Annotated in this window: 12 protein-coding genes; 6 read left to right on the forward strand and 6 right to left on the reverse strand. The window is 73.4% G+C overall.

All coding sequences use genetic code 11. From position 1 onward, the window contains the following. Positions 1-52 precede the first annotated feature (52 nt). Genes AB0A74_RS00270 through AB0A74_RS00280 form a run of 3 tightly spaced genes read left to right on the forward strand, consistent with a single transcriptional unit; the run spans position 53 to position 2116 of the window. Positions 53-487 carry a helix-turn-helix domain-containing protein gene (locus AB0A74_RS00270; RefSeq protein ID WP_358246689.1) on the forward strand — a complete coding sequence of 145 codons (435 nt, stop codon included), beginning with the start codon at positions 53-55 and terminating at the stop codon, positions 485-487. Continuing rightward, positions 484-969 (forward strand): hypothetical protein, encoded by a 486-nt coding sequence (locus tag AB0A74_RS00275; protein WP_358246690.1) that lies wholly within the window; start codon positions 484-486, stop codon positions 967-969. Before AB0A74_RS00270 ends, AB0A74_RS00275 begins: the two co-directional genes overlap by 4 nt. Continuing rightward, positions 962-2116 (forward strand): MAB_1171c family putative transporter, encoded by a 1155-nt coding sequence (locus tag AB0A74_RS00280; protein ID WP_358246691.1) that lies wholly within the window; start codon positions 962-964, stop codon positions 2114-2116. The genes AB0A74_RS00275 and AB0A74_RS00280 overlap by 8 nt, the downstream gene beginning before the upstream one ends. Here AB0A74_RS00280 and AB0A74_RS00285 read toward each other — a convergent pair. From AB0A74_RS00285 to AB0A74_RS00300, 4 genes are all read right to left on the reverse strand, one after another. Further along, a complete protein-coding gene (locus tag AB0A74_RS00285) occupies positions 2052-2726 on the reverse strand; it encodes an NPCBM/NEW2 domain-containing protein (protein WP_358246692.1) in 675 nt (224 codons plus the stop codon). The two genes, AB0A74_RS00280 and AB0A74_RS00285, sit on opposite strands and share 65 nt — an antisense overlap. Before the next feature lie 109 nt (positions 2727-2835). Then, the gene (locus AB0A74_RS00290) at positions 2836-4170 is read right to left on the reverse strand and encodes a hypothetical protein (RefSeq protein WP_358246693.1); all 1335 of its coding nucleotides are present in this window, start codon (positions 4168-4170) and stop codon (positions 2836-2838) included. Continuing rightward, positions 4167-4478, reverse strand: a complete 312-nt coding sequence (locus tag AB0A74_RS00295) for a hypothetical protein (protein WP_358246694.1) — start codon at positions 4476-4478, stop codon at positions 4167-4169. Before AB0A74_RS00295 ends, AB0A74_RS00290 begins: the two co-directional genes overlap by 4 nt. 85 nt (positions 4479-4563) lie before the next feature. Beyond that, positions 4564-7599, reverse strand: a complete 3036-nt coding sequence (locus AB0A74_RS00300) for an ATP-binding protein (RefSeq protein ID WP_358246695.1) — start codon at positions 7597-7599, stop codon at positions 4564-4566. A 364-nt stretch (positions 7600-7963) separates the two neighbouring features. Between AB0A74_RS00300 and AB0A74_RS00305 the strand changes: the two genes are divergently transcribed. Continuing rightward, positions 7964-8323 (forward strand): STAS domain-containing protein, encoded by a 360-nt coding sequence (locus AB0A74_RS00305; protein ID WP_358246696.1) that lies wholly within the window; start codon positions 7964-7966, stop codon positions 8321-8323. Positions 8324-8391: 68 nt separating this feature from the next. Beyond that, complete coding sequence (locus AB0A74_RS00310; RefSeq protein WP_358246697.1) at positions 8392-8772, forward strand: STAS domain-containing protein; 381 nt, start codon at positions 8392-8394, stop codon at positions 8770-8772. Positions 8773-8782: 10 nt separating this feature from the next. Here AB0A74_RS00310 and AB0A74_RS00315 read toward each other — a convergent pair whose 3' ends face one another. Next, entirely contained in the window at positions 8783-9184 is a 402-nt protein-coding gene (locus AB0A74_RS00315; RefSeq protein ID WP_358246698.1) for an ATP-binding protein, read from the reverse strand. Between the two features lie 175 nt (positions 9185-9359). Further along, positions 9360-11426: an EAL domain-containing protein gene (locus AB0A74_RS00320; RefSeq protein WP_358246699.1), complete on the reverse strand. Its 2067-nt coding sequence runs from the start codon at positions 11424-11426 to the stop codon at positions 9360-9362. Positions 11427-12141: 715 nt separating this feature from the next. On the opposite strand from AB0A74_RS00320, the gene AB0A74_RS00325 reads away from it, so the two are divergent. Then, a complete protein-coding gene (locus tag AB0A74_RS00325; RefSeq protein WP_358246700.1) occupies positions 12142-13371 on the forward strand; it encodes a GAF domain-containing SpoIIE family protein phosphatase in 1230 nt (409 codons plus the stop codon). The last annotated feature ends 56 nt before the right edge of the window (positions 13372-13427 follow it).

The raw sequence follows: 13427 nt of genomic DNA on the forward strand, positions 1-13427 counted from the left end.
TGAGTGAACCGTTCCCGCTTCACACCAGTTGGTGACGGACTACGCTGGGCCCATGTCCGACGACGTCGGTTCCCTGGCCGCCAAGGTCGATCACCTGTTCCGGACGGTGCGCCCGCGCGACGGCGGCGAGTACTCGTTCGAGGAGGTGGCCGCGGCCATCCGCGCCGGCGGCGGGCCGACGATCTCCGCGACCTACCTGTGGCAGCTGCGCAAGGGCCTGCGGGACAACCCGACCAAGCGGCACCTGGAGGCGTTGGCGGGCTTCTTCGGCGTGCCGCCCGCGTACTTCTTCGACGACGGCGCGGCCGAGCGCATCGACGCCGAACTCGCGCTGCTCACCGCGCTGCGGGACGCGCCGGTGCGGCAGATCGCCTTGCGCGCCAACGGCTTGTCCGCCAAGAGCCTGGAGGCCATCGCGGAGATGGTGGACCGGGTGCGCGAGCTGGAGGGGCTGCCCGAGACCGCCCCGCCGGGCACGGGGCCGTGAACCGGCGCCGGGCTCGCAGACGTCACGCGGCTCTGCTGCGCGACCTGCCCGCACCGGTGCCCTTCGACGCCCGCGAGCTGTGCCGGCAGGTCGCCGCGCTGCGCCGCCGGCCGATCCGGCTGCTGCCCATGACCGGCCTCGACGAGGTCTGCGGCCTGTGGATCGCCACCGACACCGCGGACCTGATCTTCCACGAGAGCGGGACCTCGCCGCCGCACCAGGACCACATCGTCCTGCACGAGCTGGCGCACCTGCTGTGCGACCACCGTTCGGCGTCGGTGACACCGGCCGAGCTCTCGCGGGTGCTGTTGCCGAGCCTGGACCCGGACGTGGTCCGGCGGGTGCTGGGCCGTGCCGGGTACACCACCGAGGAGGAGTGGGAGGCCGAGACGCTGGCCTCGCTGATCCGCCAGCGCGACACACCCGCCACCACGTTCACCGGCCGCCTGCGTGACGCCCTCGACGGCGGCCGACATGGGTGACGCGTTGCGCCAGTGGGGTCCGGCCGTGCTGGCCTGGGCGGTGCTGCTCACCCGACGCGGCGGCACCGGCGCGCGGCGCTGCCTGCGGTGGGTGTTCCTGGGCCTGGCGTGCTCGCTGACCGCGCAGATCCCGTCCACGGCCGCGCTGGTGAGCCAGGCGACCGGGTCCGGGGACCTCGCGCGCCTGGTCAACCACACCGGCATGGTGCTCACCGCGTGGGCCGGGCAGGAGTTCATGGCGCGCATGAACGGCTACCCGCGCGGCCCGCGGTGGCAGGCGTGGTGGGCGGTGACGGGGTTCGCGGTGATGTGCCTGTTCTTCGCCGCCGCACCCGACCTGCGCCCGCAGTCGCCGTGGGTCATGGAGTACTGCCTGGCCTACGCCGCCGCGCAGTCGCCGGCGTTGACCGCCGTGGTCGTCCTGGGCCTGCGGCACGCGCGTCGTGCCGGGGACCGCGTCTTGCGCACCAGTCTGCGCCTGGTGGTGGCCGGCACCGTGTTGGGGCTGCTGTACCTGGCGAACAAGACGATCCTGGCGATGAGCCCGCGCCTGGGTTTCGAGTTCGCGCCCAGCCGCACGCCGCTGGCGCGGGAAGCGTTGCCCACCACCGCGTACCTGCTCGTCCTGGTCGGCGCGGCACTGCCCACGGCGCTGGGCTGGCTGCACCACTACCGCCTGCACCGCCGCCTGGGCCCGCTGTGGCGCGCCCTCTACCGCGCCGAACCGGCCATCGCCCTCGACCCGCCGCGCGTGCCGGACGTGGTGGTGCTGCGCAACCTCCGGCTGCGGGTGTACCGGCGGGTCATCGAGATCCGTGACGGCCTGCTGGCCCTCCAGCCCTACCGCGACCCGGCCGTCACCGAGGCCGCCCACGCCGAGGCCACCCGATCGGGCCTGACCGGCCGCGCCCGCGACGCCGCGGTGGAAGCCGCCACCGTCACCGCCGCTCTTCGCGCCCACGCCACCAAGAGCGTCCCCGCCCGGTCGGGCCCGGTGTCCCGCGGCGGCACGGACCTGGCCGACGACACCGCGTTCCTCGTCGCCGTGTCGCGGGCTTTCCGGAACGCCCGGCGCCGGGCGCTCAGCCCAGCGTCGGATCGATCCAGGTCGCCCCGGCGACCCAGTTCGCGCACCTGGTGGGGATGACCTCCATCTCGATGGTGAAGCGGAAAGCGCCGGTGAGATCGACCGTCAGCTCCTTGACCTCGCCGACGGTGACCCGGGTCGTCGCCGTGTCCACCCTCGCGTTGTCCTTGAGGACCCGGAACTCGACCACGATGCCGCTGCTGGACTGGTCGGTCAGGCCCACCATCGTCGTGAACCTGCGGTACTTCCGGTCCAGTTGGTAGGTGCGACTGGACGCCGACGGGTAGTCGCACTCCCGCAAGGCGGCCGTCATGACGCGGTCGTAGCTCTTGGTGTTCACCACCTGCTTCTCCACGAGCATCGCCGCCTTGCTGCTCTCGGTGTGCTGGAGGTCGAGCAGGGATGTCGCCCCCGGCTTGGCGGAGGTGGCAGTGGTGGTGTCGGGGCTGCTCCCGGGCGCGGTGACGGTGTGCACGGAGACCACCGTGGAGACGGGCGCGACGTTGGCCGCCTGCACGCCGTCTCTGCGTCCGGTGAAGTACGCGGCCACGCCGGTCGCGGTGCCGGTGATGAGAGCCGCGGTCACCACCCCGATGATCGCGCCGGTGCGGTTGATCTTCGCTGCTTGGACCTGCGGGTCGATCGCTTGTTTCGCGTTCTGGTCGGTCATGCCCACCCCGTCGTCCCTCCGGTCGAAGATCGACGGTAACCGCCGGGCCGGGCGCCGCGGGGGCGATCGGCGCGGTCTCGCCTGAACGGATCACCGGGCGACCCGCCGGTCAGCGGGGGCGTGGTGGCCGTTCGACGGGGTAGGGGAGGAAGGGTTCGTCGCCCGGGGTTCCGGTGCCGCGCGCGGTGGAGGTGCCGGCCGGGTAGAGGGGGTGCAGGTCCACGGGTGCGTGCCTGGGGGAGTTGGCGGCGATGTCGGCCAGGGCTTGTTGGCGTTGCTGCTCGGTGAGCCGGGACCAGGCGTTGGTGTCGTCGAGCCGGGACTGGAAGCTGTCCCAGGCCGCGGCGCGGTCGCGGATGTCGCCGGAGCGGGCGGCCGTGGAGTCGCCGTAGCGGTCGTTGTAGTCGCGGACCTGGTCGGTGTCGGCCGCGTAGAGCAGGAACAGTTGCTTGTCCGTGGTCGCGCCGTGCGGGTTCTCCGCGAGTTGGGCGAGGTGGTGGGCGCTGAGCCTGATGTTCTCCGAGGGGTTCTTCTCCACGTACGCGGCCAGGTCGGCGTCGCCGAGGTCGCCGAGGAAGGTGCCGTCCTCGGTGTTGAAGGCCTCCCGGTTCCCGTTCATCACCTCGCGGATGGTGTCCATCTTCATGTGGGTGATGCCCAGCGACTTGTCGGGCTCGATCGTCTGCTGCGCCGTCCACTCCAGGAAGCGCCAGGTCTCGGTGAGCGGGCCGCCGTCCGGCTCGAAGTTCTGGTACCACTGCTGTTCCTGCCAGACGATCGCCAGCAACAAGGATTCGCTGACACCGGTCTCGCGCGCGGCGCGGCGGACCGCGTCCATGAGTTCCGCCGGGATGTTGAGCGGGTGCAGTTCCCCCGCGCCGAGCAGGCGCAGGGCGATCTGCACCGGGTCGCCGGCCGCGGCGTCCAAGGCCCGGCGGACGGCGGCGGGGTCGGTCGAGTCGGTGAGGGCCGTGATCACCCGCAGCCGGCCGGCGGCCTGCTCGTCGGCCTGGTTGGCCGCGGTGAGCGCCGCCGCCACCATCAGCGAGGCGCAGTTGACGGCCCACTTGCCCAGGTCGGTGTCGGTGTTGCCGGTGACCACGCCGGCTTCGCTGACGCCCAGGCAGTACCGGCTCGCGAAGTCCAGCGCGTCCCCGAGTGCGCGTTGCGCGGCCTCGACGGCCTGGGCCAGCGCGCCGTAGGTGGACATCAGTCCTTCCAGGACGGTCGCGGCGGCTTCGTAGGTGTCCGCGTGCCGGGTGAACGACCGGGTGGCGTCCTCGCCGGCCTGGTCGACCCAGCACACCTGGAGGGTGCGGGCCACTTCGTTGCGCGCCAGGGAGGACACGTCGTGGCAGTGGTGGGCGGCGTCGCGGGCGTCCTCGGCGGCGGTCCACCACAGCGCCGGTCGGGCGTTCTTGAGGTCGGAGACGGTCAGGGTCATCGCGTGAACCACTCGGCCTGGGCGCGCAGCGCGTCGGCGGCGGACCGGTCGGCGTCGACGTAGGTGCCCATCGAGTCGTTGACCGCGTCGGCGGCGCGGTCCACGTCCTCGCCCAGCCGTCGCAACCGGGTCTGCCACGCCGACACGCACTCCGCGCTCGCGGTGGCGGCGAGCCACCCGGGGTGCGGTGTCGCGGCGGCTTGCGCGCCGAGCAGCAGCGTGGACCGTTCCCCTTCCGCCCGGTCGCCGAGGAACTTCGTCGCGATGGTCACGACGGGTTCGATGATGGCGTCGAGGCTCCACCCCATGTGCTGGTTCCCCCTTCGGCTGTGCCTGCCTTGCACGGCCGAGCTTGCCGGGGCGGACATGAGATCCCGATGACAAGCGTGCCGGTCAGGGGTTCTCGCCGGTGTGGACGACGTGTTCGGCGACGTCGCGGAGTTTGACGTTGCGGTGTTGGGAGGCGGTGCGCAGGCGGTCGAAGGCGGTGGAGGCGGTGAGGCCGTGGCGTTCCATCAGGATGCCGACGGCCTGGCCGACCAGGCGGTGGCTGGCGACGGCGGTGCGCAGCTGGTCCTCGGTGAGGGTGCGCTGGTGGTCTTGTCGGGCGCGGTCGAGGGCGGCGGCCAACGCGTCGGCCAGGACGGCGGCCAGGAGGTGTTCGTCGGCGGAGACGGTGCGGGGAGCGGGGAACTGGACCCACACGCTGCCCGCCGGGACGGCGATGTGCAGGCCGGGCAGCACGTCGGGGCGGTCCTGGGGCTGCCGGCGGCCGGCGGCCCAGTCCCGCCGGGTGCGTTCGGGCAGGCGGGCCCAGGCGGCGGAGCCGACCTCGGTGACGACGGTGGCCGGTGGCCATTGGCGGCCGTCGGCGATCAGGACGGTCCCGCCGAAGGTCTCGCTGAAGCCGTGGACGCTGGTGGCGTAGACCTCGGCCAGGGGCAGCGGGGTGTTCAGGGCCGCGGCGAGGCGGGTGGCGGCGGCGCGGCGGGAGCGGTGGTCGCGGTCGCGGGTGATGTCGCGGACCATGCCGACGACGAGCGGCTCGTCGCGGTGGTCGGCGACGACCGTGGTGGTGACCGTGAGCCACACGTCGTGGCCGTCGCGGTGCCGGACGAGCAGTTCGCGCTCGTCGTCGGTCACCTCCGGCACGGGGGAGGGGTCCTTCCGGGTCAGGCCGGTGATGCGCTCGAACGCGTCGTTGACCTCGACGAGCGTGCCGGTCGCGTCGGCGACGAACACGCCGTCGTGCAACGAGCGCACCACGGCGGCGCGCCACGCGACGTCGCGGGAACGGGCACGGGCGCGTTCCAGGTTGGCCCGCAACCGGGTGAGCAGGTCGGCGGCGGAGAACGGCTTGACCAGGTAGTCGTCCGCGCCGGCGGCGAAGCCCTCGGCGGCGGCCTCCTCACCGGCGCGGGCCGAGAGCAGGACGACGGGTAGGTCGCGCAGCGCCGGGTCGGTCCGGATCGCGGCGAGCAGCCCGAACCCGTCCAGCCGGGGCATCATGACGTCGGCGAGCACCAGGTCCGGTCTGGCGCGGCGGACGCGGTCCAGCGCGTCGGCGCCGTCCTCGGCGAGTTCGACGTCGTAGTGCCCGTCGAGCAGGCCCAGCAGGTAGTCGCGCAGGTCGTGGTTGTCCTCCACGACCAGCAGCCGGTCGCGTCCGCCGGTGGTGGCGGGCGTCGGGCGGGGGTCGGTGGTCCAGGAGAGGGCTTCGTCCAGGTAGGGGGCGGGGTCGGTGGACCTCGCGCGGGGCGCGCTCGCCGGGCCGGCCTCGCCGTAGGGGACGTGGACGGTGAACACCGACCCGGAGCCGGGGGTGGACTCGACGGTGATGGTGCCGTCGAGCAGCCGCACGAGTTCGGCGACCAGGGCGAGCCCGATGCCGCTGCCCTCGTGGGAGCGTCCGTGCGCGCCGCGGACCCGGTGGAACCGTTCGAACAGCCGCGGCAGTTCGTCGGCGGGGATGCCGATGCCGGTGTCGGCCACCCGCAGTCGCGCGCCGTCGCCGGTGTCGCGCAGCTCGACGCGCACGTCACCGCGCAGGGTGTACTTCAGGGCGTTGGAGAGCAGGTTGAGCACGATCCGGTCCCACATGTCCGGGTCGATGTGGGCCGGGCGGGGCAGCGCGGGGGTGTCCACGTGCAGTCGCAGCCCGGCGTGCCGCATGGCCTCGGCGAAGGTCAGGGCGATGGCGCGGGTGGCGCTCGCCAGGTCGAGGGCCGTGCGCTCGGGGCTCAGCCGGCCGGCTTCGATGCGGGCGAAGTCGAGCATCCCGTTGACCAGCCGCCGCAGCCGGCCTGCGTTGCGGGCCACGAGCCGCAGGCGTTCGCGGTGCGCGTCGGGCAGCGGGTGCACGGGGTCGGTCAACGCGTCCTGCACGGGGCCGGCGATCAGGGTCAGCGGCGTGCGCAGCTCGTGGCTGATGTCGGAGAAGAACGTCGTCTTGGCCGCGTCCAGCTCGGCCAGCGCGCGGGCGCGGCGGCGTTCGGCCTCCAGGCCGCGCGCGCCGCCGATGCCGGTGCCCAGGTGCCCCGCGACCAGGTCCAGGAAGGACCGGTAGCCCGCGTCGAACGGCCTGCGGTCGCTCGTGCCGACCACCAGCACGGCGCTGGGCGTGGACCGGCCGGGCTCGACCACCGGCACGACGTAGGCCGCGGCCGGTCCGGACGTGGCGTCCGGGTCGGCGAACACGGCCGTGCTCCGCCCGGTGCGCAGCGCCTCGGCCACCGGCCACGCCTCGTCCGGGCAGTCCCCGGTCCGGGCCACCGGCCGGCCGGTGGCGTCGGCGAGGTGGACTTCGGCGAACCGGATGTCCTCGGCGTTGGACGCCAGGACGTGGGCGGTGCGCCGGCACGCGTCCTCGGCGCTGGGCGCGTCCACCAGGTCGGCGGCCAACGCGCCCAGGGTGCGCAGCCGCCGCTCGCCGACGATCTTCTCGGTGGTCTCGGTGACCGCGCAGAACACGCCGCCGGTGGAGCCGGACTCGTCCACGATGGGGCTGTAGGAGAAGGTGAAGTAGCACTCCTCGGTGAAACCGTTGCGGTCCAACAACAGCAGCTGGTCATCCGACCAGGTGGCGCCGCGGCCGGCCAGCACGCCGTCGAGCATCGGGCCGATGACGTCCCAGATCTCCGGCCAGACGTCCTTGCCCGGCGCGCCCAGGGCCCGCGGGTGCTTCGACGCGCCCAGGATGGGCCGGTAGGCGTCGTTGTAGATCATCACCAGCTCGGGTCCCCACCACAGCAGGATCGGGAACCGCGAGGTCAGGCAGACCCCGACCGCCGTGCGCAGGCTCTGCGGCCACGTCTCGACCGGTCCCAGCGGACTCGCCGCCCAGTCGAACGACGAGACCAACGCCCCCATCTCGCCACCGGTCTCCAGCACTCCCGCGCGCCACCGCTCCGGGTGCCCACCCGCCCGCATACCCCTACCACCTCCACACCGGAACTGATCGAAGTCAACTACCCGGTTCGCCGGGCTCGCAAGCAGAGGTGAGCCTGTCGCACGTGACCCCAACGGGTGGTAACACGGAACGTGCACGAGCCGATACGCACATATCCGGGTGCGGCCGTGTGCGCGACGGTCTCGTCGGTAGGGCGGTCCGCTGCGGGCAAGCCCGTCCGGACCGGTCGCGGCCCGCGTTGAGCAGTCAGCGCCCGCGACCGTCCGGCGTCCCTCGCCCGATCAGGTGAACCGACGCGGAGTGGCCGTTGCCGGTCGGACGGGGGCGACGTAGATTCGCCGGTCTCCGGCCGGCACCACCGCACCGCCTAGGAGAGGTGTTCCCATGGTCGACACCATCGCGAGCGCCACCGTCACGCTGCACCGGGGTGTGCCGGTCGTCGTCGTGAGCGGTGAGGTCGACGCCCACACCATCGAGTCGATCCGCGACCGGGTGTTCGGCGAGCTCGACCGTGGGCCGCGCGGGCTGGTGCTGGACCTGACCGGTGTGGCCTTCCTCGGCTCCGACGGCCTGCAGCTGCTGGTGGAGACGATGCTCCGGGCGCGGCGCGCGGGCACCCCCGTGGTGGTGGTGGCCGGGCAGCGGGCGGTCCTGCACCCGCTGGAGCTGACCGAGCTGGACCGGGTGGTCACGCTGCGGGATTCGGTCGACGACGCCGCGACCGCCGTGCTGTTGGCGGGCTGACCGCGCGGTCGCGGCCCTTTAAGGTGGACCGACGAGCAACCGGCCGATCACGCGGAAGGTGCCACCGGATGCCGGACGAGCCTGTCGCCTTCCCGACCGCTTCGGTGCAGGACGGTCCGGTGGCCGGTGTGACCGTGGTCCAGGTCGTCGGCGAGCTCGACGCCGGCACGAGCGACGACGTGCTCGCCGTGGTGCTGGCCGAGGCGGAACGGGTCCCGGTCGGGCTGGTGCTGGACCTGACCGGGGTGACGTTCTTCGGCTCGGCGGGGATCACGCTGCTCGTGCGGGCCCGGCGGGTCACCGGGCGGCGCGGAGCCGGCTTCGCGGTGGTGGCCGCGCACGGCGCGGTGCTCAAGACCGTCCAGGTCACCGAGCTGGACAAGGCGCTCGCGGTGTGCCCGGACCTCGACCGGGCGGTCGCGGCCGTGCTGGACCCCGCGTCGCGCTGACCGCCGCGGGTCAGGCGGGACCGTGGACGACGTCGGCCCACACGGTCTTGCCGTCGCCGTGGGCGGTGTGGCCCCAGTCGGCGGACAGGGCGGCGACGAGGACCAGCCCGCGGCCGCGGGAGTCGGAGATGCGCGACCGGCCGACCACCGGCGGGTCGCCCGACGAGTCCTCGACCTCCACGCGCACCCGCTCGGGCAGCACCGACAGGCGCAGCCGGCGCGGTCGCGGGCTGTGGTCGTAGGCGTTGGTGACCAGCTCGGTGACCACCAGCAGCAGGTCTTCCAGGGGGTCCCCGGCCACTTCCGGCGCCGCCGCGCGCACCCATCGCCGCACCTCGGCCATCTCCGGCCGCGCGGCCAGGTCCAGCGCCTGCGACCGGGCTGCGGAACGCGGCACCTCGGTGGCGCTCACCTCCGCATCACATCACGCTCCTGACTCAGGGGCCGATCGGACACCCCGAACCCGCCCCCGGCCGCGTACTCGGCCGTGCCCCGGGGCCGGCGCCAGCATCGCACGAACGCCGCCGGACCGTAACCCGAACGTCGGTCGGAGTGCTCGACACACCGCCACCCGAGCCGTTCGGCCGTCACGGCCGGGTGCCGGTCGCGGTCCACTCGTCCTGGACGGCGGAGGGCCGGCCGTAGAGGAAGCCCTGCGCGTAGCCGCACCCGGCGGCCCGCAGCCAGTCGGCCTGCTCGACGGTCTCGACGCCCTCGGCGACGGTGGTGGCGCCGAACGCGCCCGCCAGGTCGATGATGCACCGGACCACGCCGCCGGTGCGGGGGTCGTCCAGCGACCACGTGAACGACTTGTCGATCTTGATCACGTCGAACGGGTAGCGCTGCAGGTAGCTCAGCGAGGAGTAGCCGGTGCCGAAGTCGTCGAGCGCGACCCGGACCCCGGTCTCGCGGATGCCGGTCAGCACGCGCATGGCGGCCTCGTCGGCCCACACCGATTCGGTGACCTCGATGGTGAGCAGGTGCGGGTCCAGACCGGTCGAGGCGAGCAGCGTCGTCACGTCGGCGGCGAACCCGGTGTCGGCCAGTTGCCGGGTGGAGACGTTGACGGTCACCCCGAGCGGGCGTCCGGCGGACTGCCACCCGGCGGCCCGCGAGCACGCCGAGGACAGGACGTGCCGCCCGAGCGGGACGATCATCCCGGTCTCCTCCGCCAGGGGGATGAACTCCTGCGGCGAGGTGAGGCCGTGGCCGGGGCGCTGCCAGCGCGCCAGCGCTTCGGCTCCGGTGACCCGCTGGTCGTCGAGGGCGACGATCGGCTGGTAGTGCACGACGAACTGGTCGGTGCCCAGTGCCGCGCGCAGGTCGTCCTCGGCTTGTTGGCGGGCCCGGACCTGGTCGCCGAGTCGCCGGTCGAACACGCGCACCCGGTTGCCGCCGTCGCGTTTGGCGGCGTACATGGCGATGTCGGCGTCGCGGAGCAGGGTTTCCCCGGCTTCGGCGGCCGGTGCGGAGGTGGCGATGCCGATGCTGGCGTGCATCGGGTCGCCGGTGGCCGCGTCGGTCAGGGCGTGGAGCACCGCGTGTGCCAGGGTCACCGCGTCGGCGTCGTGGTGTGCCACCAGGATGGCGAACTCGTCGCCGCCGAGGCGGGCAACCGTGCCCGTGCCGGCGGCGGTGCGGATGCGGTCGGCGGCGGTGCGCAGGTGCGCGTCGCCCACCGCGTGCCCGCCCCGGTCGTTGACCTCCTTGAACCCGTCGAGGTCCACCACCAGCAGGGCCACGGGCTCGGGCCGGGTCAGCTCGCGGTCGAGCAGTTCCAGGAAGTGGCTGCGGGAGATCAGCCCGGTGAGCTCGTCGCGTTCGGACCGCAGGCGCAACTGGTCCTGGAGGGTGCGTTGGTCGGTGATGTCGACGGCCGCGACCACCAGGTGGTCGCCGTCGGACAGCGGCACGGCGGCGGTGTGCAGGGCGAGGACCTGCGTGCCGAGGTGCACCTCGACCGGTCTCCCGGACGGCTTGGCGCAGCCGCGCGCGCACGTGGTGATGTCGGGTTCGTGCTCGCACGGGACCCTGCCGCCGTGCGGGGCGAGGAGGCGTTCGGCTCGTTCGTTGCACATCGCCGCGACGCCGTCACCGTCGAGCACGGCGATGCCGACCGGACCCGCCCGCAGCACGGCGTGCACCATCCGCCCGGACTCGTCGGCGCGCAGCAACGCCTCCTGCGCCAGCCGGGCGGCCCGCGCGGTCTGGTGCAGGGCCGTGGCCGCGACGACCAACCCGATCAACGGCAGCAGCGCCGGCATGGCGCCCTCCACCGTGAGCCCGTCGCGCCAGGCGCCCGTCGCGCCGACGACGGCGACGGCGGAGCCGACGAGGTAGCCCGCCACCGCGCCGACCGCCTTGACCGGCAGCGCCTCGTCCCCGCCGCCGACGAGCGACCGGCGGATGGTGACCGCGAACAGGAAACCGACCGTCGGCTGGACGGAGTCCAGCACCTGGCAGGCGGTTCCGACGCAGAGCGCCTCGACCGCCGCGCCGGTCCAGCCGTCGTGGTCGGGGCGGACCAACCACGTCGTGAGCGTCGCCGCGGCCAGTGCCGCGGCGACCCACCCGAGCGGCGAGCCGGCGAAGAGCAGTTGCGCGATGAAGGCGATGCCGCCGAGCCAGCAGAACCACAGGGTCGCGAGCCGCACCCTGGCCACGCTCGCGGCGGGCCACACGGGATCCGGCTGCCCCGGTAAGCCGGGCGGCTTGCTGTCCGATCCCACCAAGTGCCCCCGAATGAGACGCGACTACGTGACCAGCCGGGGAACATACACGCTCAGTTGCCATCCGCACACGCTCCGGTCGCGGCGCGCGGCCGGGAGGTCTACGCGGGCGTGAAGGTGGTCACTCTCCGCGCCGGAGCGACGTGGGCCTTCCTAGCAGAGCCGAACTGGTTCTTTCGGGTGACTCGTCATGCCGGGTGCCGAGGTGGGTGTGACGCTGCTCGGGTGGAGTCGGAACCCGACTGCGAGGTCTGTGGCGACACAGGCACGATGACGTGGATGCAACCCGTGCCGGACGGTCACGGCGGTTTCGTGCTGAAACAGGTCGAACACCCGTGCGCGTGCCCGAGGTCGGGGTGGTGGCGACCGCCCGCGGCGGAGTCGCGGACGGTGATCGACCCCGGTGGCCGGGTGGCGGTCGGGAACGTTGCGCGGGCCAACGCCCACCACCGCACGGACTGGTCCAGACCTTCGTAACCGTCGGCGCGGACACCCCCAGCCCTGCCGATCTGCGGGAAAAGCACCTCCCGGGGGTATGGTCAGCGTGGGGAGCGTCCGCTCGGCACTGGCCGGCAGGGCTCGCGCTCACCCCTGTGCCGGCCGCTCGGGCGCGCAGGTCGGGACGGGACGGAGGCGGCCCATGGCCGCAGAGGACTTTTCGGAAACCCGGCTTCGCGTGTTGGAGGCGATCACCGACAGCGCCCTGCGCGAGTTGGACCTGGACAAGCTGTTCGAGGTGCTGCTCGGGCGGGCGCGTGAGCTGCTGTCGGTGGACACCGTGACCGTGCTGTTGACCGACCCCGGCGGCGACCAGTTGGTGGCGCGCGCGACCCGCGGGCTGGAGGAAGAGGTCTTCCAGGGGGTGCGGGTGCCGGTCGGGTCCGGGTTCGCCGGGCGGGTGGCGCAGCGCCGGGAGCCGGTGCGGATCTCGCACGTGGACGAGTCCACGGTGGTCAACCCGCTGCTGTGGCGGCGGGGCCTGCGGGCGATGCTGGGCGTGCCGATGGTGGCGGGCGGCGACCTCGTGGGCGTGGTGCACGTCGGGTCGCTGGTCGACCGGCGGTTCACCGACGAGGACGTGGACCTGCTGCGGCTGATCGCGGACCGGCTCGCGGTGGGCGTGCACGCGCACCGGTCGCGGGCCGAGCGGGACGCCGCGGAGTTGTTGCAGGACAGCCTGCTGCCGGGACGCCTGCCCCGGCCGCGCGGCTGGGACCTGGCCGCCCGGTACGTGCCGGGCGCGGGCAGCGGTGTCGGCGGCGACTGGTACGACGTGTTCGAACTGCCCGGCGGGCGCATCGGCCTGGTGATCGGGGACGTGGTCGGCCACGGGCTGGCGGCGGCGGTGGTGATGGGACGCCTGCGCAGCGCGTTGCGCGCCTACGCGCTGGAGTACGAGGACCCGGCGGAGGTGTTGGGCAAGCTGGACCGCAAGGCCACCTACTTCGAGCACAACACGATGGTGACGGTGGCCTACGCGGTCATCGACACCGCGACCGCCCGCATGGCCGTGTCGGTGGCGGGTCACCCGCTGCCGGTCGTGGCGTCACCGGGCCGGGACACCGTCCTGGTCGACGCCGTCGTCGATCCTCCGATCGGCTTCAACCTGGCCACGTCGGGCCGCCACACCACCGCGGTGGACCTGCCGCGGGGGGCGCTGGTCGTGCTCTACACCGACGGTCTGGTCGAGCGTCGGGACAAGGACTTGGACGAGGGCGTGGACCTGCTGCGCCGCTCCGTGACCGCCACGTCGGCGGAGACGGCGTGCGTGCGGGTCATGGCCGAACTCGTCGGCGACCACGCGGCGGCGGACGACATCGCCCTGCTGGCCGTCCACCGCTCGCCCGAGACCGTTCGCGGAACTCCTTAGCGTCGGGCCGCGAGCGCACCGGTGCGTGCAGGCCGGTGTTCGTTCCATCGATGGCA

It is taken from the genome of Saccharothrix sp. NPDC042600 (assembly GCF_040647305.1).
GTDB classification, from domain to species: Bacteria; Actinomycetota; Actinomycetes; order Mycobacteriales; family Pseudonocardiaceae; genus Actinosynnema; species Actinosynnema mutabilis.